The following is a 12,546-nucleotide window of genomic DNA, read 5'->3' on the forward strand; positions in this document are numbered from 1 at the left end:
CTTGACGTTTTCCTGCATCCACGATGCAGGCGTGCCCGACGAAGTCAAAGTCAGCGATCTGGATCGGCGCATCGTCGCCGCACTGCAGCTCAACGGGCGCGCGTCGTGGGGCGCGATCGCCCGGCACGTGGGCACGAGCGAGTCCACCGTGCTGCGCCGCGCCGGCCAGCTGACGGAATCCGGCCAGCTGCGCGTGATCGGCGTGGTCGACGTGCTGCGCTGCGGTCTCGGCGTGCCGGTGCTGGCGCGGCTGCGATGCCGGCCCGGTACGGCGGCCGCCGTCGCCGAGGCGCTGGCCGCGCGGCCCGAGGTCCGCTACGCCACGGTGCTCGCCGGCAGCGCCGACTGCTCCGCCGAGTTCGTGCTCCCCACCTACCGCGAAATCGCCCGCCTGCAGGGCGATTTCCCCGCCGCCGACAACGTTCGCGACGCCGAGACCTTCGCCGTGATGCGCACGTTCACCTCCAACCACGACTGGAACTCCGGCGAGCTCAGCGCGGAAGCGGCGGCCGAGCTGCGCGACGGCGAGGTGCGGCCGTTCGAGGAACAGCACTGGGAACGCCCGCCGGAGCAGCTCGACGAGCTGGACCTCGCGATCAGCGCCGCCCTCGGCGAAGACGGCCGGCTGTCGTTCAAAGAGGTCTCGCGCCAGGTCGGCACGAGCGAGTCCACCGTCGCGCGCCGCGTCGACTCCCTCGTACGCCGTGGTTGCCTGCGCTTCCGCACGCTCGCCGAGCCCGCGATGTTCGGCTACGCCCTCGAGTTCATGCTCTGGCTCTCGGTCGTCCCGGCCGAGCTCGACCGCGCCGGGCAGCAGCTCGCCGCGCACCCGGGCACCAAGTACCTCAGCGCCACGACCGGCCGCTTCAACCTCGTCGGCCAGATCGTGCTGCGCCACTACGGCGAGCTCTACCGCCACACCACCGACGTCGTCGGCGCCCTCCCGGGCCTGCGGGAAGCCGACGTGACCCTGCAGGTCTCGACCCTCAAACGCGCCTGGTCGCCCACGCCGGCGGCCGCAGCAACTCGGGAGGAAGCATGACCGAACAACCTTGGCTCTGGGACGAGAAGACGTGGCGGGGACACGTCGAGCACGTCCGCGCCGGCCGCTCACTGCGCCCGGCGTCGTGGCCCGGCGGTGCGAAAGTGGCCGTGGCGCTGTCCTTCGACTCCGACCACGAGACGCCCGCCCTGCGCGACGGCGAGGTGCTGCCCGGCAAGCTCGCCCAGGGCGAGTACGGCGCCCGCGTCGGCGTGCCCCGGCTGCTCAAACTGCTGGACCGCTTCAACGCCCCCGCGTCCTTCTTCGTCCCCGCCGTGTCGGCCCTGCTGCACGACGGCGAAGTCAAGTCCTATGTGGACGCCGGTCACGAAGTGGCCCTGCACGGCTGGATCCACGAACGCAACACCGCCCTCACCGAGACCGAGGAGCGCGACCTCGCCTACCGGGCCGCCGACGTGCTGGAACGCCTCACCGGCACCCGCCCGGTCGGCATCCGCACGCCGTCGTGGGACTTCTCGGCCCACACCCTCACCATCACCCGCGAGCTCGGCCTGAAGTACGACTCCTCGCTGATGGCCGACGACGACTGCTACGAGCTGCTCGAGAACGGCGAGCCCACCGGCGTCGTCGAGCTACCCGTGGAGTGGATCCGCGACGACGCGCCGTACTTCATGATGGACCGCTTCGCCTCGCTGCGGCCGTACACGCCGCCGCGCGGGGTGCTCTCGATCTGGCGCGACGAGTTCGACGCCGCCTACTCCGAGGGCGGGCTGTTCCAGCTCACCATGCACCCGCACATCATCGGGCACCGCTCACGCGTCGCGATCCTCACCGAGCTGCTCGACCACATCAGCGGCCACGAAGGCGTGTGGTTCGCCACCCACGCCCAGGTCGTCGACCACGTCCTCGCGGCCGAAGGGACGCAGCCATGACGACCGTGCCATCGACTTCGGACATCTCCACGGAAACCCACCGCCTGAACCCACAGCAGCGCAAGGCGATCGTCGCCGGCTCCATCGGCAACACCGTCGAGTGGGTCGACTGGGCGGTGTACGCCACCTTCTCCCCCATCTTCGCCGGCCAGTTCTTCGCCGGCGGCAACGAAACCACGGCGCTGCTGTCCACGTTGGCCGTGTTCGCCGTCGGCTTCGTGATGCGCCCGATCGGCGGCGCGGTGCTCGGCTCGTATGCCGACCGGCGCGGCCGCAAGAAGGGCCTCACGCTCACCATCTCGCTGATGGCGGGCGCGTCGATCGTGATCGCGGTCTGCCCCACCTACACCCAGATCGGCGTCGGCGCCCCGATCGTCCTGCTGCTCGCCCGGCTCGTGCAGGGCTTCTCGGCGGGCGGCGAGTTCGGTTCGTCGTCGGCGTTCCTCATCGAGTCGGCCGCCACCGGACGCCGGGCGTTCGCCGGGTCCTGGCAGCAGGTCTCCGTCGGCGCCGGCTCGCTCATCGCGGCCCTGCTCGGCACCATCCTCAACTCGACGCTGTCCGACTCCGACCTGCACGGCTGGGGCTGGCGGCTCGCGTTCGGCGTCGCCGGGCTGCTGGGCCTGGTCGGGCTGTGGCTGCGCCGCTCGGTGCACGAGACGGAAGCGTTCGGCAAGATCACCGCCAAACCACGCCGGAACCCCGTCGTCGCGATGGTCCGCGACCACCCGGGCGCGGCGCTGCGCGTCGCCGGCGTGACGATCGCGGGCACGCTCATCTACTACGTGTGGGTCAGCTACATGCCGGCCTACGCCCACCTCGCCACCGGAATCCCGCTCAAGACGGCGCTGCTGGCCAACACGCTGGCGATGCTCGTGTTCATCTGCCTGCTGCCCTTCGGCGGGCTGCTCTCCGACCGTATCGGCCGCAAACCCACGATGACGGCGTTCGCGGCCGGGTTCGTGATCTTCGCGTGGCCCGCGTTCCACTTCCTGGCCAACGGGTTCTGGAGTGTGTTCGTGATCGAGCTCATCGGGCTCGTGCTGATCGTCGGCTACTCGGCCAACTGCGCGGTGATCATGGCCGAGCAGTTCCCGCCCGAGGTGCGCACCACCGGCATCGGGCTGCCCTACGCGCTGGCGGTCGCCGTGTTCGGCGGCACCGCGCCGTACATCACGACCTGGCTCAACGCCAACCACCACGGGGATCTCGTGTGGATCTACGTCGCCGTCGCCGCGCTGATCGGCGTCGCGGTCTACCTCACGATGCCCGAGACGAAGGGAAAGCAGCTCTAGTGCGCACCGTGCTCGTCACCGGTGCCGCGGGCGGGATCGGGGCCGCGATCGCGGCCCGCTTCGCCGCCGCGGGCGACCGGCTGACTTTGTCGGACCTGCGTCCGGCCGAACTGTCCGCAGTGGCCGGAAAGCTGCGCGCCGACCACGGCGTGACCGTGGCCGAGCTGCCCGGTGACCTCGCCGACGCCGCCTACGCCGAAGGCCTGGTGGACGCGGCCGGCGCGGTCGACGTGCTGGTCAACGCCGCCGGCATCTACCCCGCCACGCGCCTGCTCGACATGACCGCCCAGCGGTGGGACCGCGTGCAGGACGTGAACGTGCGGGCCGCGGTGCTCACCACCGTCGCGTTCGGACGCAAACACGTGGCCGCCGGCACCACCGGCACGGTCGTGAACATCTCCTCCGGCGCGGCCACCCGCGCCCGGCCCGGCGCCTCGCACTACGCGACGTCGAAGGCCGCGCTGGAGATGGCGACCAAGGCGTGTGCGGTGGAGCTCGGTCCGCACGGCATCCGCGTCAACGCCGTAAGCCCCGGGTTCGTGACGGTCGACAGCGAAGCCAATCCCGTGACCGAGGCCTACGCCGCGGCCGTGTCCGTGAACCCGCTCGGCCGCCGCGGTGCGCCGCGTGAGATCGCCGACGCCGTGTTCTGGCTCGCCGGCCCGGAGGCCGGGTGGATCACCGGCACGGTGCTGCGGGTCGACGGCGGCTCGACCGCGGGTGCGGCGGGCCTGCCGCTGCACTGGTCCGGGGAAACCCCAGTCCAAACGGGAGGAAGCACGCATGTCTGAGCGCCGCTCTTACACAGTGGTGGGCGGCGGCGCGATCGGCGGGACGCTGGCGTTCCACCTCGCGAAAGCCGGGCACCCGGTGGTGATCGTCGACGCCGACGCGGCGCACGTGACCGCGATCAACGAGCGCGGGCTGACGCTGGTGCGCCCCGAAGGTGAGGAGCACGTCGACCTTCCCGCGTTCGTTCCCGACGAGGCGCCGCCGGAGCTGAGCCGCGTGCTGCTCGCGGTGAAGGCCCAGGCCACGGAGCACGCCATGCAGTGGCTCGAACCGCTGCTGGCGTCCGACGGGTTCGTCGTTTCTCTGCAGAACGGCCTGAACGAGCAGCTCATCGCGTCGTTCGTCGGCGAGCAGCGCACGGTGGGCGCGTTCGTGAACTTGTTCGCCGACGTCGCCGAGCCCGGCGTGGTGCGCGACGGCGGGGCCGGCGCCCTGGTCATCGGCGAGCCCGACGGCCGGATCACCGGCCGTGTCGAGGAAGTCGTGGCCGATCTGCAGGCCTGGGGCCCGGCGAAGGCGACCGCGAACGTCGAGGGCTACCTGTGGGCCAAGCTCGGGTTCGGCGCGATGCTGACCACGACCGCGCTGGCCGACGCGCCGATGGCCGACCTCATCGACCGGCACCGGCCGCTGATGCACGCGCTCGCGGCCGAGGTGTTCGCCGCGGCCGGTTCGCGGGTCCTGGAGCCGTTCGACCAGTTCGATCCCACCGCGTACCTGCCGGGCGCGGACGGGCGCGAAGCGGCGACGGACCGGCTGGTGGCCTGGCTGCGCACGCAGCCGAAGGACCGCAGCGGGATCTGGCGCGACATCGCCGTGCGCCACCGACCGGTGGAGGTCTTCCACCACTACGCGCCGGTGCTCGACGAAGCCGCCGCGCTGGGGATCGGCCTGCCGCTGCTCAACGCCGTGCTGAAACGCCTCGGCGACGTCGAGTCCGGCGCCGCGATGTCCGAGGACCACCTCACCGAACTGGAGGCACACCTGTGACCGGGATCCGCGAGCTGCACGATTGGGTGCGCGCGCACCGCGACGACCTGCTCGCCGACCTCGCCGAGTACGTCGGCATCGAGACTCCCAGTGACGACAAGGAAAGTCTCACTCGCGGACTGTCCTGGGTGGACGGCTGGCTGCGCTCCCGGCTCGGTGAGCCGGCGGCCGTGCGCGACGTCGACGGCGGCCGCCACGGCGACATCAAGGTCTACGACTACCCCGGTGCCGGCGAGCAGCCCGTCCTCCTGCTCTGCCACTACGACACCGTGTGGCCGCTGGGCACGCTCGCCGAGTGGCCCTTCACCGTCGACGGCGACCGCGCGACCGGGCCCGGCGTCTTCGACATGAAGTCGGGCCTGGTCCACGCCGTGTGGGCGCTGCGCGCGCTCGACGCCGCCGGTGTGGCGCGCCCGGCGATCCGGCTGGTCCTCAACGGCGACGAGGAGCTCGGCAGCCCCGCCTCGCGGCCGACGATCGAGGAAGCGGCCGCGGGCACGAAGGCGACGCTGGTGTTCGAGGCCAGCGCCGACGGTGCCGTGAAGACCTCCCGCAAAGGCGTGGGCCTGTTCCAGGCACGCGCGAAAGGCGTGGAATCCCACGCGGGCCTGGACCCGACGAAAGGCGCGAGCGCGATCGACGAGCTGGCCCGCGCGATCCTGACGCTGCACGCGCTGACCGACCTCGACGCCGGGACCACCGTGAACGTCGGTGTGATCTCCGGCGGCAGCAGGCAGAACGTGATCGCCGGGGCGGCGCGCGGCGAGATCGACGTGCGCGTGTCCAGCGCCGCCGAAGCCGCCCGCATCGACGCGGGCGTCGCGGCCATCACGGCCCACGACCCGCGCGCCACCGTCACCGTGGAGGGCGGCTGGAACCGGCCCGTGATGGAGCGTTCCGACGGCATCGCGCGGCTCTACGAGCTCGCGCGCGACCTCGCGGCCGAGCTGGGCGTGACCCTGCGCGAATGCTCCGTCGGCGGCGCCAGCGACGGCAACTTCGTGGCCGCCCTGGGCCACCCGGTCCTCGACGGCTTCGGCGCCGTCGGCGACGGCGCCCACGCGCGTCACGAGCACATCAGCGTCGAGGGCATGCTCGAACGCACCGCGCTGGCGGCCGCGGTCCTGCACCGGCTCGGCACCGAGTAGGCGGCCGGGCTTTACGAAGCCCGAACATTCACCCCACACCCCTCGTACACCCGGACGAGAAGGTACTGCCCGTACCCGGAACTCACCGGTCACGAGAGGGAGAACAAGCGATGCGAGGAACCACCTGGACCCGGCGGCTGGCGTTGGCGGGCGGCGGTGTCGCGGCCGGGCTGCTGGTCGTGACGCCGCTGGCCGTGGCGGACACCACCGCTCCACCGGCCCCGTCGTCGAGCGCGGCGCCGGTGGCCCCGATCACGCTCAGCCCTGAGGAGTCGCAGCAGGTCTGCGGCGAGTGGGTGCCCAAGCTGCAGAAGCGGGCACAGAACCTGACCGACCGCATCAACGGCGGCGCCGAGGTCGCCGGGTCCGTCGCGAACCTCAAGGCGCGCTCGGCCGACCAGAAGGCCAAGGGCCACACCGCGGCAGCCGACCGGTTGCAGAAGCGCGCGGACAAGCGCCAGAGCCGGATCAGCCAGCTCGGCGACGCGAAGAGCAAGCTCGACGCGTTCGCCTCGGCGCACTGCAAGCCCGCGGGCACGAAGTGAGGGCGGCCCGGCTCGCGGCCGCGGTCGGGGCGGCCGCGCTCCTGGCGCTCGCGTGCACCGCGTGCGACGGCGGCGACACTGCGGCGCCGTCGGGCGGGGGCTCACAGGCGACGAGCGAGCTCAACGGCATCCAGTCCACGCTCGACAGCATCGAGTCGGACATGGCGGGCGACGGCTCACCCTGAGTCAGGCAGGCAACGGCTCACCCCGAGCCGTTCATGGCAGGCGACAGCCCGCCGCAAGCACGCCGCCACGGGCAACAGCCCGCCATGGCACGGACATCGTCAGCGACGGCTCGCCCCCGGCTGACATCGCGGGCGCGAGTCAGCCACCGAGGGCACCAGCCCACCGCAAGTCCGAAGTGGCAGGCCACGGCTCACCCTGAGCCGCCGTGGCAGCCGACCGCTCATCACAAGCCGGTCGTCGCGGGCACCGCCCGCCGACCCAGGCCACGCGGGCGGCGGCTCACGGCAAGTCGCACAGCCCGCGATGTCCCCCACATCGCGAGCGACGGCTCGCCCTGAGCCGCGTAGCCTCTCGGTCGACGTTGGCGGAGAGGGAGAACGGGAGCCCGCATGGGGTCAGCCGGGCGCGGCCTCGTCCTCGTCGTCGAGGACGAGGCCGCGATCTCCGAACTCGCCGCGATGTACCTGCGGCGCGACGGGTTCGGGGTGCACGTGGAGTCCGACGGCGCGGCCGCGCTGGGGGCCGTCCGCCGGCTCAAGCCGGTGGCAGTGGTGCTCGACATCGGACTGTCCGGAATGGACGGGATCGAAATCTGCAAGGCGTTGCGCGCGGCCGGCGACTGGACGCCGGTCCTGTTCGTCACCGCGCGAGACGACGAGCTCGACCGCCTGCTCGGCCTCGAGATCGGCGCCGACGACTACCTCACCAAACCCTTCAGCCCGCGCGAGCTGGCGGCCCGCGTGCGCACGGTGCTGCGCCGTGCGTCCGGGGGCACGCCGGCCGCGGAGACCTTCGAATGCGGTGGCGCGCGCGTCGACGTGACGAGCCGCCGCGCGTGGGCGGGCGGGCAGGAGATCACGCTGACGTCCACGGAGTTCGACCTGCTCACCCACCTCGTCCGCCACCCCGGCCACGTGCTCTCGCGCGACCAGCTGCTGTCCGCCGTGTGGGGCTACTCCGCCGCGGCGGGCACCCGCACGGTCGACGTGCACGTGGCTCAGCTGCGCGCGAAGCTCGGCGAGCACAGTCCGATCAGGACGGTGCGCGGCATCGGCTACGCGGCGGACGCCGGATGAGGGGCACGCTCGCGCTGCGCATCACGGTCGTGTGCCTGGCGGTGGCGGGGATCGCCGTGATCGTCTCGGGCCTGGTGGCGACGCGGCTCGTGCGCACGACCGCCGACACCGTGCTGCAGCAGTCGTTGAAAGCCCAGGCCGACGTGGTCGCCACGCAGCTCGACGACACCGGCATCGGCAACCGCCTCGGCGTCGGCAAGGTCGCCGACGTGGTGCGCGGCCAGGGCATCGCCGTGGTCGTGCGGCGCCCGGGCGGTCAGGACGTGGGCGACGCGACGTCGACCCGAGTGGCCGAACGGGCCGGGCTCGCGTCGGGCGCGAACCAGTCGGACCGCGTGACGGTGGACGGGCAGCAATACCTCGTGGAGGTCCGTGCCGTCGGCCCGCGCGCGGCGGCGTTCGCGCTGGTCCAGCCCGCGCGCAGCGGTGAGGCGACGCAGCGCGCGCTGGTGCGCAACATCGCGCTGGCACTGGGCATCGGGCTGCTCGTCGCGGCCGTCGCCGGGTACGCGTCCGGACGGCTGCTCGGCCGGCCCCTGCGGAAGGCTGCGGCCGCGGCGGTCAGCCTGCGCACCGGCCGGCGTGACGTGCGCGTGCCCGTGGAAGGACCCGTCGAGGTCGCCGAGGTCGCCGGCTCGCTCAACGAATTGGCCGACGCCCTGGCCCACAGCGAGGCGCGCCAGCGGGAGTTCCTGCTGTCGGTGTCCCACGAGCTGCGCACCCCGCTCACCGCGGTGACCGGCTTCGCCGAGGCCATCGCCGACGGCGTCGCCGAGGGCCCCGACGCGCGCCGCGCGGGCGAGACCATCCACCGCGAGGCGCAGCGGCTCGAACGGCTGGTGAGCGACCTGCTCGAACTCGCCCGCCTCGGCGCCGACGAGTTCCGCCTCGACCTCGCGACGCTCGACCTGGCCGCGCTCGTCACCGACCGCGCGCAGGTCTGGCAGCTGCGCTGCGAACGCGAAAACGTGCCTCTCTACGTCGATTCCCCCGCCGCACCGGTGCTCGTCACCGCCGACGTGCGCCGGCTGCAGCAGGTGGTCGACGGCCTCGCGGAGAACGCCCTGCGCGTGACCCCGGCCGGCGCCCCGATGGTGTTCTCCCTGGTCGTGGACCAGGGCCACGCGCACCTTGCCGTGCGCGACGGCGGGCCCGGCCTCGCGCCGGAGGACTACGCCGTGGCCTTCGAGCGCGGCGTGCTCAACAGGCGCTACCGCGACCGCCGCCCCGTCGGCTCCGGCATCGGCCTGGCCCTGGTCCACGGCCTGGTCGAGCGCATGGGCGGGGCGCTCCGGGCCGGGCCGGCTCCTGAGGGCGGCGCCGCGTTCACGATCACGCTCCCGCTCGCAGCTGCGCCGCCCGGTCCATCACGTCCATGAGCGCCCAGTGCTCGACGATCCGCCCGTCGCGCACCCGGACCATGTCCATGCTGGTCACGGCGTACGAACGACCGGTGGAGGCCTGCGTGCCGGTGCTCGTGTAGCGGTTCACGGAGAACTCGCCGTCGCTCACGTTCTGCTCGACGCGCACCGCCAGGTCGCGGAAGTCCGCGAGGAACTCGCCGCGGCTGATCGCAGCCCACTTCTCCCGCCACGCGGCGATGCCGACGTGATCTCCCCCGGCGCCGCCGCGGTGATCGATGACGTCCGGGTCCACGTACTTGAGGCCCTCTTCGGTGAACGCCGTCTCGACGATCCGGCGGTGCACCTCGGCCGGGGTGAGTTCGCTGGTCATGGCCGCGTACTCTAAGTGGGGAACTCCCCACTTAGCAACCCCCGAGGAGGCCGGCCGTGACACCACGGGCCGACGCACGCGACAACCGGGCGCAGCTCGTGCGCGCCGCCCGCGAGGTGTTCGCCGCCGAGGGCAGCGACGCGCCACTGGACCGCGTGGCCAAGCACGCCGGCATCGGCAACGCCACGCTGTACCGCCACTTCCCCCGGCGCCGCGACCTGCTCGCGGCGGTCTACGCCGAAGAGGTCGAGACACTCCGAGCCGAGGGCGAGGCCCTGCTGGCGCACGAGGACCCCGAAGCCGCGCTGTTCGCGTGGCTCGGACTCTTCGTCGACCACGTCCGGGACAAACGCGACCTCGCACTGTCCATAACGGACGATCCCGGCAGCGACCGCGAGGTACTTTTTGCCCACTGGCACGGGGTGATGACCGACACAGCCACCGCCCTGGCCACCCGCGCCGGCCTCACCGACGAAGTCGAACCCCTCGACCTGCTGGTGCTCGCGACGGGAATCGCCTTGTCCGGCGCGGAAAAACCCCGCACCGAACGGCTGCTGCGCGTCATCCGCCGGGGCAGCACCGGCGCCGGTCAAGCAGACGCCGGTCAAGCTCGCACGGGTTAAGCTCACGTCGTGGAAATGCTGCACCTGCGCTACTTCGTGGCCGTCGCCGAAGAGTTGAACTTCTCGGCGGCCGCGCGGCGGCTCCACATGGCCGCGTCGCCGTTGAGCCAGCGGATCAAGGACCTCGAGCACGAGCTCGGGCAGAAGCTGTTCGACCGCAGCACGCACCACGTCACCCTCACCGTCGCTAGCACCGCACTGCTGCCGATCGCGCGCGAGGTGCTGGAGCAGGTGAACTCCATCCCGTGGCGGCTGCGCGAGGCGGCGAAACCCCAGCGCAGCACGGTGTTCCTCGGCATGCCCGCGGGTGTGCACCCGGACCTGCGCGACCGCGTCACGGCGCTGGCCGAGCGGGTGCGCGAGCGGTTCGAGCTCAAGCGCTGGCCCGGCCCCAGCCCCGACCTCGTCGACGCCGTGCTCGACGGGCGGCTCGCGTTGACGCTGGCGCGCATGCCCGTGACCGACCCGGCGCTCGAAGCAGTGCCGGCGATGTCCGAGCGGCTCGGCGCCGTGGTGCCGGCCGACCAGTTCACCGGCCGGGACTCGGTGAGCCTGGCCGAGCTGTCCGGGTTCGCCTACATCGCCTCACCCGAGGATTCGACACCGGCCTATTTCGAGCAGCTCGACCGGCAATTGATGTCCTTGGGCATCAAGAAGCGGCTCAAACTGGCGAAAACCGGATATTCGGGCGTCTCGGAAATCATTTCCTCCGGGCTGGCGTTTTCCATTTCCATGCTCGACGAGGCCAGCCCCATGCACCTCTACCGCCTCGAGAACGTCGCCGTGCTGCCGTTCACCGATTTCCGTCCTGAGCTGGAGACAAACCTGCTCTGGCGACGTGACCGGGGCGACAGCGGCGACCTGGCCGAGCTCGTCGCCGCCGCGCGCGAGATCTTCGCCGAACCCCTGACCAACTGAAACAGCACAAGAATGGTGTGATCACTGCGGTCATACCATTTTTCGCGACATGATCATTCCCTTTCTTCACCTGCGCTACTAACTTCGGTGGCAGAGCAAGAACAGCAGGTGCGAAAGGATCGAAGATGGACGAGCAGAACACCGCCACCGGGCCGCTGGACGGGGTGCGCGTGATCGACCTCTCGACCGTGGTGATGGGTCCGTACGCGGCACAGATCCTCGCTGACCTGGGCGCCGACGTGATCAAGATCGAGTCCCCAGCCGACACCGTCCGGGTGGGCCAGTACCGCACCACGCCGGGGATGACCCCGCTCAACCTCAACGTGAACCGCAACAAGCGCAGCGTCGCCCTGAACCTCAAGGACGCCGGCGAGCGCGAGCAGGCGCTGGCGCTGATCGACACCGCCGACGTGCTGATCACGAACATGCGCCCCGGCGCCCTGGCGCGGCTCGGAATGGACTACGCCGAGGTCGCGAAGCGCAACCCGGGCCTGATCTACGCCCACGCGCAGGGCTTCCGCAGCGACTCCGACCGCGCGGGCAACGCCGCGTACGACGAGACCGTGCAGGCCGCCTCGGGCCTGGTCGACATCGCGAACCGCGCGATCGGCAAGCCGGTGTACCTCCCGACCATCCTCGGCGACAAGGTTTCGTCTCTGACGATCGTCTACACGGTGCTCGCCGCGCTGCACCACCGCGACCGCACCGGCGAGGGCCAGCAGATCGAGATCCCGATGACCGACACGCTCATCGCGTTCAACCTGGTCGAGCACCTCGCCGGACACGTGTTCGAGCCGGCGCAGGGCCCGACGGGCTTCCCGCTGTCGATGTCGCAGGGCCACCGCGCGGCGCCGACGAAGGACGGCCTCGCCTGCGTGATCCCCTACAACCCGCAGAACTTCCGCGACTTCTTCGCCGCCGCCGGGCGCGCCGACCTGGTCGAGGACCCGCGCGTGAACGGCGAGGCGATCGACAACGCCGACGTCGACGCCCTCGCGGAGCTCATCGACGAGTGCGCGCCCGCGCTCACCACCGCCGAGTGGGCCGAGGTCTGCGCCAAGCACAGCATCCCGTTCGCGCCGGTCCTCGAACTGGACCGCGCCCACGAAGACTCCTACGTGCGTGAGGGTCACCTGCTCGACACCGTCGAGCACCCGACCGAGGGCACCATCCGCACGGTCGGCATCCCGGTGCGCTTCTCCGCCACTCCCGGCTCGATCCGTCGCCCGGCGCCGGTCGCCGGCCAGGACACCGCCGCCGTGCTGGCCGAGCTCGCCGCCCGCTGAACACCCCCGGTCACACAA

General features: G+C 71.8%; 14 protein-coding genes. 13 read left to right on the top strand and 1 reads right to left on the bottom strand.

Going from position 1 to position 12,546, the window contains the following annotated elements; all coding sequences use genetic code 11:
• The first annotated feature begins 31 nt into the window (after nt 1-31).
• From AB0H62_RS15210 to AB0H62_RS15255, 10 genes are all read left to right on the top strand, one after another.
• Nucleotides 32-1,042: an Lrp/AsnC family transcriptional regulator gene (locus AB0H62_RS15210; protein ID WP_220242318.1), complete on the top strand. Its 1,011-nt coding sequence runs from the start codon at nt 32-34 to the stop codon at nt 1,040-1,042.
• On the top strand, nt 1,039-1,935 hold the full coding sequence (locus AB0H62_RS15215) for a polysaccharide deacetylase (RefSeq protein WP_220242319.1): 897 nt from the start codon (nt 1,039-1,041) through the stop codon (nt 1,933-1,935). Before AB0H62_RS15210 ends, AB0H62_RS15215 begins: the two co-directional genes overlap by 4 nt.
• The gene (locus AB0H62_RS15220) at nt 1,932-3,230 is read left to right on the top strand and encodes an MFS transporter (RefSeq protein WP_220242320.1); all 1,299 of its coding nucleotides are present in this window, start codon (nt 1,932-1,934) and stop codon (nt 3,228-3,230) included. The genes AB0H62_RS15215 and AB0H62_RS15220 overlap by 4 nt, the downstream gene beginning before the upstream one ends.
• A complete protein-coding gene (locus AB0H62_RS15225; protein WP_220242321.1) occupies nt 3,230-4,021 on the top strand; it encodes an SDR family oxidoreductase in 792 nt (263 codons plus the stop codon). Before AB0H62_RS15220 ends, AB0H62_RS15225 begins: the two co-directional genes overlap by 1 nt.
• Nucleotides 4,014-5,012 (top strand): 2-dehydropantoate 2-reductase, encoded by a 999-nt coding sequence (locus AB0H62_RS15230; RefSeq protein ID WP_360586481.1) that lies wholly within the window; start codon nt 4,014-4,016, stop codon nt 5,010-5,012. The genes AB0H62_RS15225 and AB0H62_RS15230 overlap by 8 nt, the downstream gene beginning before the upstream one ends.
• Nucleotides 5,009-6,160 carry a M20 family metallopeptidase gene (locus AB0H62_RS15235; RefSeq protein WP_360586483.1) on the top strand — a complete coding sequence of 384 codons (1,152 nt, stop codon included), beginning with the start codon at nt 5,009-5,011 and terminating at the stop codon, nt 6,158-6,160. Before AB0H62_RS15230 ends, AB0H62_RS15235 begins: the two co-directional genes overlap by 4 nt.
• A gap of 110 nt (nt 6,161-6,270) precedes the next feature.
• Nucleotides 6,271-6,705 (top strand): hypothetical protein, encoded by a 435-nt coding sequence (locus tag AB0H62_RS15240; RefSeq protein WP_220242324.1) that lies wholly within the window; start codon nt 6,271-6,273, stop codon nt 6,703-6,705.
• On the top strand, nt 6,702-6,890 hold the full coding sequence (locus AB0H62_RS15245) for a hypothetical protein (RefSeq protein ID WP_220242325.1): 189 nt from the start codon (nt 6,702-6,704) through the stop codon (nt 6,888-6,890). The genes AB0H62_RS15240 and AB0H62_RS15245 overlap by 4 nt, the downstream gene beginning before the upstream one ends.
• Before the next feature lie 390 nt (nt 6,891-7,280).
• Nucleotides 7,281-7,967, top strand: a complete 687-nt coding sequence (locus AB0H62_RS15250) for a response regulator transcription factor (RefSeq protein ID WP_360586486.1) — start codon at nt 7,281-7,283, stop codon at nt 7,965-7,967.
• Nucleotides 7,964-9,346: a HAMP domain-containing sensor histidine kinase gene (locus AB0H62_RS15255; protein ID WP_220242327.1), complete on the top strand. Its 1,383-nt coding sequence runs from the start codon at nt 7,964-7,966 to the stop codon at nt 9,344-9,346. The genes AB0H62_RS15250 and AB0H62_RS15255 overlap by 4 nt, the downstream gene beginning before the upstream one ends.
• On the opposite strand, the gene AB0H62_RS15260 is transcribed toward AB0H62_RS15255, so the two are convergent.
• Nucleotides 9,300-9,701 (bottom strand): ester cyclase, encoded by a 402-nt coding sequence (locus AB0H62_RS15260; RefSeq protein WP_220242328.1) that lies wholly within the window; start codon nt 9,699-9,701, stop codon nt 9,300-9,302. The two genes, AB0H62_RS15255 and AB0H62_RS15260, sit on opposite strands and share 47 nt — an antisense overlap.
• A 56-nt stretch (nt 9,702-9,757) precedes the next feature.
• On the opposite strand from AB0H62_RS15260, the gene AB0H62_RS15265 reads away from it, so the two are divergent.
• The 3 genes from AB0H62_RS15265 to AB0H62_RS15275 all read left to right on the top strand — a co-directional run bounded on the left by AB0H62_RS15265 (nt 9,758) and on the right by AB0H62_RS15275 (nt 12,528).
• Entirely contained in the window at nt 9,758-10,324 is a 567-nt protein-coding gene (locus AB0H62_RS15265) for a TetR/AcrR family transcriptional regulator (protein WP_220242329.1), read from the top strand.
• Between the two features lie 9 nt (nt 10,325-10,333).
• Complete coding sequence (locus AB0H62_RS15270) at nt 10,334-11,242, top strand: LysR family transcriptional regulator (protein ID WP_360586489.1); 909 nt, start codon at nt 10,334-10,336, stop codon at nt 11,240-11,242.
• A gap of 125 nt (nt 11,243-11,367) precedes the next feature.
• Complete coding sequence (locus AB0H62_RS15275) at nt 11,368-12,528, top strand: CoA transferase (protein WP_360586491.1); 1,161 nt, start codon at nt 11,368-11,370, stop codon at nt 12,526-12,528.
• Nucleotides 12,529-12,546 lie beyond the last annotated feature (18 nt).

This window comes from Amycolatopsis sp. NPDC050768 (assembly GCF_040654155.1).
GTDB lineage: Bacteria > Actinomycetota > Actinomycetes > Mycobacteriales > Pseudonocardiaceae > Amycolatopsis.

What these genes read in the sequence shown, in the direction of transcription:
- AB0H62_RS15215 (WP_220242319.1), top strand. Translation starts at nt 1,039, where the DNA reads ATGACCGAACAACCTTGGCTCTGGGACGAGAAGACGTGGCGGGGACAC.
- AB0H62_RS15220 (WP_220242320.1), top strand. Translation starts at nt 1,932, where the DNA reads ATGACGACCGTGCCATCGACTTCGGACATCTCCACGGAAACCCACCGC.
- AB0H62_RS15230 (WP_360586481.1), top strand. Translation starts at nt 4,014, where the DNA reads ATGTCTGAGCGCCGCTCTTACACAGTGGTGGGCGGCGGCGCGATCGGC.
- AB0H62_RS15240 (WP_220242324.1), top strand. Translation starts at nt 6,271, where the DNA reads ATGCGAGGAACCACCTGGACCCGGCGGCTGGCGTTGGCGGGCGGCGGT.
- AB0H62_RS15250 (WP_360586486.1), top strand. Translation starts at nt 7,281, where the DNA reads ATGGGGTCAGCCGGGCGCGGCCTCGTCCTCGTCGTCGAGGACGAGGCC.
- AB0H62_RS15255 (WP_220242327.1), top strand. Translation starts at nt 7,964, where the DNA reads ATGAGGGGCACGCTCGCGCTGCGCATCACGGTCGTGTGCCTGGCGGTG.
- AB0H62_RS15260 (WP_220242328.1), bottom strand. Translation starts at nt 9,701, where the DNA reads ATGACCAGCGAACTCACCCCGGCCGAGGTGCACCGCCGGATCGTCGAG.
- AB0H62_RS15275 (WP_360586491.1), top strand. Translation starts at nt 11,368, where the DNA reads ATGGACGAGCAGAACACCGCCACCGGGCCGCTGGACGGGGTGCGCGTG.